The organism is Arthrobacter sp. NPDC058130 (assembly GCF_042884475.1).
GTDB lineage: Bacteria > Actinomycetota > Actinomycetes > Actinomycetales > Micrococcaceae > Arthrobacter.
The window spans coordinates 210,572-216,571 of sequence record NZ_JBHVTV010000008.1 but is presented as its reverse complement, the minus strand read 5'-3'; the positions used below and the strand labels follow the sequence as shown (position 1 = coordinate 216,571).

Below are 6,000 nucleotides of genomic sequence, written 5' to 3'. Positions count from 1 at the left end.
ACGTGCCGGTCCAGGGCGTTGTACGCGGCGTTGACCTCCCCGCCGGCGAACCACTTCGCGAACGGCGGGTCGGACCAGTCCAGCGCCTCGGTGAAGTCCCTGGACCAGTCCAGCAGCCCGCGGGCCTGCCTCGCCCAGAACGCGGGCCGGTCCGCGTCGGCCTCGGCATACTCGCCCGCGGTCACCACCGCGCCCGCGGCGAACTCCGCCGACGGCGCGAACCGCCGGTCCTCCTGCGCCAAATTCTCAAACGCGTCGCCGTGGGGGGCCTGGGTGGCCATGGAGCCGGGTGTCTGCTGGGACATGGTGAACCTCATCATTCATCGATCCGGTCTGCGCGGCCGTTCGCGTCGCCTCCGCCTCGGGCCGCATGCGCGGCGTCGGGCGGCGGCAGACCGCGGCGGTGCCGCAGGAGCTGTCTGGAATAAACACTAATACGTGGGTCCGACCAAACGTGCGCCCCGTCACAAAGAGCGCCGTGAGCGGTGTTTGTTAAGCGCCGAGTGGCTTGTTGGCGGCGCCGGGCGGCGGTCCGGCACCCATCGTCCCGGATTCGGAAAACCGGAGAATTCTGCTGTGTCCGCCCTCGGCTTGTCAGCTAGTGATCGGCCACCCACTTGGCTAGGCTGAGATGAAGTTGTGACATCCGATGGAGGCGACAGGACCCGCTGGCGGTACTGTCCTTGCCTGCCGTTAGACGGCACGGTCCAGAGTGCCGCCATGCTAAGGAGATACGGAATGAACGAGCAAGACAACGGACAGCTCCGGGCGCCCGCCCAGGGCCAGGGCGGAACGGCGCAGCCGGGGCCCGCCGGGTTCGGGGATGCGCCGCGCTTCACGGTGGACAAGAAGACCGCGAAGAAAAACGAAGCAGTCCTCGGTCCCTTCACCATCCGTGACCTCACCGTCTTCGGCTCGACACTGCTGCTCTTCATCGCCTCGCTGATTCCGATGTTCGCCTTCGCCTACAACCTGTGGAACCTGGGCAGCTTGTTCTTCCTGGGCCTAGGTATTGTGCTGCCGCTGATTGTCACCGCCTTGTTTGTGGCCCGCCGGCTGAGCCCGACGACGAAAATCCGGATCGGGTCCTTGTCGATCGACCAGTTCGCATCCGTGGTGGCGTCCTTCACGCTGGCCTTTTTCTTCCTCGCCGCCGCCGGGGCGTTCCAGCCAAGCATGCTGATAGCCCTTCTTGGTGCTGTGGGGCTTTTCGCGGCCACTGTGCTGGCCCGTTGGATCCCGTTCTTCGCCGGCGACTTCCTGGGCCGTGAGGAAACGCCGGCCCACGTGGCGGCGCGTGACGCGGCTGTCCCAGTGCAAAAGCCCCGCGCGCCCAAGCCGCCGAAGGAACCCAAAACGGCCAAGGCCTCCGCGGGAACCGGTGAGTCGAAGGCAGCCGGGGCCGCCGGAGCAGCCGGGGCGGCCGCGGGCTGGGCCAAGCGCCCATTCACTGGTGGCGCAGCTTCGGCGCCGTCGGCAACTTCGCCGGCCGTGCCGTCAGGCGAAGCACCTGCATCGGGGGGGACTCCCGTTGTTGCAACGACGGGCGGCGCGGCGCCCAGCGCACCGGAGACCCAGATTTCCGGCGTTGTACCAGCAGCCGGGGCGGTAACCCCAGCGTCGTCCGCCTCGCCGCCGACGTCGGCCGCTGAGCCGGCAGCGTCCGCTACGGCTCCGTCCGCCGCCGTTCCGTCCGCTACGGCTCCGTCCGCCGCCGTTCCGTCCGCCACCGCTCCGTCCGACGCCGAAAAGACCCAGGCCGCCGAAATCCCGGCATCCGCAGCCGCCGTCGCCGGTGCCGCTGGCGTCGCGGCTGCCGCTCAGAAGACCCCGCCGGCCGCGGAACAGACCCAGGCCGCCGGGGTTCCGGCAGCCTCGGGCGGCAGCGCCCCCACCACGGTCAACCCCCAGGTCCGGCCGCAGGAACAGGCCCGGCCGCAGGAGCCCATCCGCGCCACCGTTGATCCCGCCAGTCGGCATGCGGAGGACGACGTCCACCCCGTGCACGAGGCGTTCTGGTTCGCCGTCGCGCAGCCCCGCACCGCCGTCGACGAGCGCACCGGAGCCCCGGTGTTCGTCATTGAACCCGGTGGCTGGGTCCTTGCCCTTGAGGACCGGGGCAGCGAATTCCTGGTCCAGCACACCGACGGCCGGCTCGGCGTTCTGCGGGACCTCAGCAACATCGAACGCGGCTAGCCGCCTCCCATGACCGCAGAATCCGGCGCCACGGAACCCGGCGCCACGGAACCCGGCACAACGCCCGGGAGCGCCACGCCCCGTGCCCCGGGGGCGTCCGGGGAAACTGTCCTGGCACTCAAGCGCCGGGCCCGCCGGATCAACCGGGCGCTGGCCGAACAGTACCCCTACGCCCACGCGGAGCTGGATTTCCGCAACCCGTTCGAGCTTGTGATCGCCACCGTGCTGTCCGCACAGACCACGGACGTGCTGGTCAACCAGATCACGCCCCTGCTGTTCGCCCGCTACCCCGATGCGCGGCGGATGGCGGAGGCGGATCCGGCCGAGCTGGAGGCCATTCTCAAGCCCACCGGATTCTTTCGCGCCAAGGCCAGAAACGTCCTGGCGCTGTGCAACCGGATAGTGGACGAGTACGACGGCGAGGTGCCGGGCCGGCTCGAGGATCTGGTGACGCTGCCCGGCGTCGGGCGGAAAACCGCAAACGTCGTGCTGGGCAACGCCTTCGGCATTCCGGGCATCACGGTGGACACCCACTTCGGCCGCTTGGCCCGGCGTTTTGGCTGGACGCAGTCCGATGATCCGGTCCGGATCGAGTCCGACGTCGCTGGGCTGTTCGAGCCCAAGGACTGGACCATGCTCTCGCACCGTGTCGTCTTTCACGGCCGGAGGGTCTGCCATTCCCGCAAGCCCGCGTGCGGCGCCTGCGCGGTGGCCAACTGGTGCCCCAGCTACGGGATGGGCGAAACCGACCCGGCGAAGGCGAAGAAGCTGCTGAAGTACGAACTCGCCCTGGGGCAGGAGGAACTGCTGGCCCGGCTGCTGGCCGAGACGCACCGCGCCGCGGAAATCCGGATGGAATCGCAGAGGCAGCAGCGGTGACCGCGCGCCAGGACCTCGTCGACCTCGTTGCGGCGGTGAAGGCGGGCACGGCGCCGGCGCCGGATCCGCGCTGGCGGGAACTCGCCGTCGAACCCGGTGAGAGAGTCCGCAGGGCCGCCGTGCTCATGCTCTTTGGGGCACTGGATAATGTCCCGGCGGTGTCCGAGAAGTTGCTGGCTCCAGCCGATCTGGACGTCCTGCTGCTGCAGCGGGCCCAAACCCTTGACGACCATCCCGGGCAGGTGGCTTTCCCTGGCGGCGGCATTGACCCCGGCGAGTCCGTGGTCAACGCCGCCCTTCGGGAGGCGGAAGAGGAGACCGGCCTGAACCCTGCGGGCGTTGACGTCCTCGGCGTGATGCCCGAACTGGCGCTGCCCCGGGGCAATTTCCTGGTCACCCCGGTCCTGGCCTGGTGGGCCGCCCAGTCGCCGGTCCGGGTGGTGGACTACGGCGAATCCGCGCAGGTGTTCCGTGTTCCCGTCCGGGACCTGCTGGACCCGGACAACCGGGTGATGGCAACGGTCAGCCGAGCCGGCCAGACGTTCCAGAGCCCGGCCTTCACTGTCAACGGCGTGGTGGTGTGGGGGTTTACCGGGATGATCCTGAACCAGCTTTTTGAACAGCTGGGCTGGGCAGTCCCCTGGGACCGCACGCGGCTCTACGGGATCGATGTGTGAAACTCGCGCGGCCGGCCCGGTTGCCCGGCCCGACACGCCGGCCCGGTCCGGCGGCGCCGGTCTAGATGCCGATCGGTAGCGCCGGTCCCTAGCCCGTGGCTACGGCGCTGCCCGCCAGCGGAGCGACCGCCCGCACAGCCGACCTGCTGGTGGCGACTTTCCTGTGCGTGCCGGACCGATCCACAACCAGGCCGGTAGCGGCGTTCTCGCGCACGGCATTAATGCCCGCCGCAGCGCTCTTGATGGAGCTGAAGAGCGGGGATACGGCCACTACCGTGCCATCCGCCGCCGTCAGCCTGAAGAAATAAGCCTTGTCGCCAGCCTGCGCGATCTCAAAAGTGCCAGCCAAACCGCTGCCTCCCCAATTCCTTGCGTCGTTGCAATGGCCGGCGGATCTACGGGAAATTTGCCGGCCTTTCCGAGGGTAGCCCGGTGACGAAGCCCACACAACGCTACCGGCCGGTACGTTACAGGCGGTGGCTTTGGCCGCTCATTTGGCGCTGTCGTAGGAGTCGACCACGGCCACGCTGACCGGGAATTCCACCGGAATCCGGCCGAATAGCAGTTCTTTGGCGGCGGTTGCGGAATCCTCGATCGCCTTCATGCAGTCGCTGACGGCGCTTTCGGGGCAGTGCACCATCACCTCGTCGTGCAGGAAGAACACCAGTTCCCCGGCGGCGGCGCCCTCGGCCCGCATGGTGCGCAGCCGGCGTCGCAGTTCCGCGAGCCAGCACGCCGCCCAGTCAGCGGCCGAGCCCTGCACCACGAAGTTCCGGGTGAAGCGGCCGCGCGAGCGGGCGATCGCGTCTGCCCGGCGCTGTTCCTCCGCGGTGGTGGAGTGCTGGCTCTGCAGCCAGCGATCCGACGGCGGCGGGCTGCTCCGGCCCAGCCGTGAGGTGACAGTCCTGCCGGCTTCGCCGTCGCGGGCGGCCTGTTCGACGAAGCCCACGGCGCGGGGGTAGGTGCGGGCCAGCTGGGGCATCAGCCGGCCGGACTCGCCCGTGGTCGCCCCGTAAATTGCCCCAAGGAGGGCCACTTTGGCTTTTGCCCGGTCGCCGCCGAAACCCTGCGCGGCAATGCCGGCGTAGAGGTCCTTGTCCCGGGCGGCCTCGGCCATCTTGGAATCCTGCGCGAGCGCCACGAGGACCCTCGGTTCCAGCTGCGAGGCGTCGGCAACGATCAGTTTGTGGCCGGGATCGGCGTGGACGGCGCCGCGGATCTGGCGCGGGATTTGCAGTGCGCCGCCGCCGCGCGACGCCCACCGTCCGGACACCACGCCGCCCACGACGTACTCCGGCTGGAACCTGCCGTCCTTCACCCACATGTCCAGCCATGCCCACCCGTTGGCCGCATGGAGGCGAGCCAATTTCTTGTAGGCCAGCAGTGGCTCGATCGCGGGGTGGCTGGATTCCTTCAGCTCCCATTGGCGGGTGGTTTTCACTTCGATGCCGTTGCGGTGCAGGGCACGCATGAGGTCCTGCGGGGAGTCCGGGTTCAGCGCAGGCGACTGCAGCAGCCGCCGGAGTTCGGCGGTGAGCGCCTCGAGTTTGGCCGGACGCTGGCCCGGGGCCGGCCGGGGCCCGAGATGATCCGCGAGAATCTGCTCGTGCAGTTCCTCGCGCCACGGGACGCCTGTGTACTGCATTTCGGCGGCGATCATGGCCCCGGCGGATTCCGCCGCGAGCAGCAACTGCAACCGCTGGCGGCGGCCGGCATCCGTGACAATAACCGTGCCTGAGGCTGTTCCCGCCTGGCGAAGCGCCTCCTGCTGCGCGGCGTACTCGGCGCGCAGAGCCTCAAGGGATTGGCCGGGGCGCCGGCCGGGGGACGGGGCATCGAACAGGGCACCCTGTTCGGGCGGCGGGGCAGGGGGCTGCAGTCCCCGCGACGGCAGAGGGAGCTCGTCGTCCTGCGTCAGCTTCTCCGCTGCCTGCGCATAATCGGTGTGGGCGGTGAACTCCGAGTGGGCCAGGATCGAGCCGCACAACGTCAGGTCGTAGCAGCGCTCGAGTTCCACCCCGGCGCCCAGCAGCGCGGGATACCAGTCCTGCGTCCGGTGCCAGATCCAGCGCGGATGCCGCTGCTCGAGCCCGCGAACCACTCCGGCCAGGTCGCCGGGCCCAACAACCCGCGGTTCCGGATTGGACGGTTCAGGGCTGCCATCTGCGGTGAGCTGCTGCAGCACCGCGCCGTCGGCGTGGGCGGCGAGCAGCAGGTACATACGGTCAATTCTGCCCTGCTCCTGGGG

General features: G+C 69.3%; 6 protein-coding genes. 3 read left to right on the top strand and 3 right to left on the bottom strand.

Annotated features, from left to right (window positions below):
• Positions 1 to 305, bottom strand: a 305-nt coding sequence (locus ACFVTM_RS15095) for an acetyl-coenzyme A synthetase N-terminal domain-containing protein (protein ID WP_390204305.1), incomplete at its 3' end; no start/stop codon positions are given.
• Between the two features lie 433 nt (positions 306 to 738).
• Between ACFVTM_RS15095 and ACFVTM_RS15090 the strand changes: the two genes are divergently transcribed.
• From ACFVTM_RS15090 to ACFVTM_RS15080, 3 genes are read left to right on the top strand one after another with little or no spacing between them, the layout of a single operon-like run.
• Positions 739 to 2,196, top strand: coding sequence for a hypothetical protein (locus ACFVTM_RS15090; protein WP_390204304.1), 1,458 nt, complete (start codon positions 739 to 741; stop codon positions 2,194 to 2,196).
• Positions 2,197 to 2,205: 9 nt separating this feature from the next.
• Positions 2,206 to 3,075, top strand: a complete 870-nt coding sequence (nth, locus tag ACFVTM_RS15085) for an endonuclease III (RefSeq protein WP_390204303.1) — start codon at positions 2,206 to 2,208, stop codon at positions 3,073 to 3,075.
• Complete coding sequence (locus ACFVTM_RS15080) at positions 3,072 to 3,752, top strand: NUDIX hydrolase (RefSeq protein ID WP_390204301.1); 681 nt, start codon at positions 3,072 to 3,074, stop codon at positions 3,750 to 3,752. The genes nth and ACFVTM_RS15080 overlap by 4 nt, the downstream gene beginning before the upstream one ends.
• 88 nt (positions 3,753 to 3,840) lie before the next feature.
• On the opposite strand, the gene ACFVTM_RS15075 is transcribed toward ACFVTM_RS15080, so the two are convergent.
• Together ACFVTM_RS15075 and ACFVTM_RS15070 are read right to left on the bottom strand one after the other, a co-directional pair.
• On the bottom strand, positions 3,841 to 4,101 hold the full coding sequence (locus tag ACFVTM_RS15075) for a YegP family protein (protein ID WP_390204300.1): 261 nt from the start codon (positions 4,099 to 4,101) through the stop codon (positions 3,841 to 3,843).
• 141 nt (positions 4,102 to 4,242) lie between these two features.
• On the bottom strand, positions 4,243 to 5,973 hold the full coding sequence (locus ACFVTM_RS15070; protein WP_390204299.1) for a bifunctional 3'-5' exonuclease/DNA polymerase: 1,731 nt from the start codon (positions 5,971 to 5,973) through the stop codon (positions 4,243 to 4,245).
• Positions 5,974 to 6,000 lie beyond the last annotated feature (27 nt).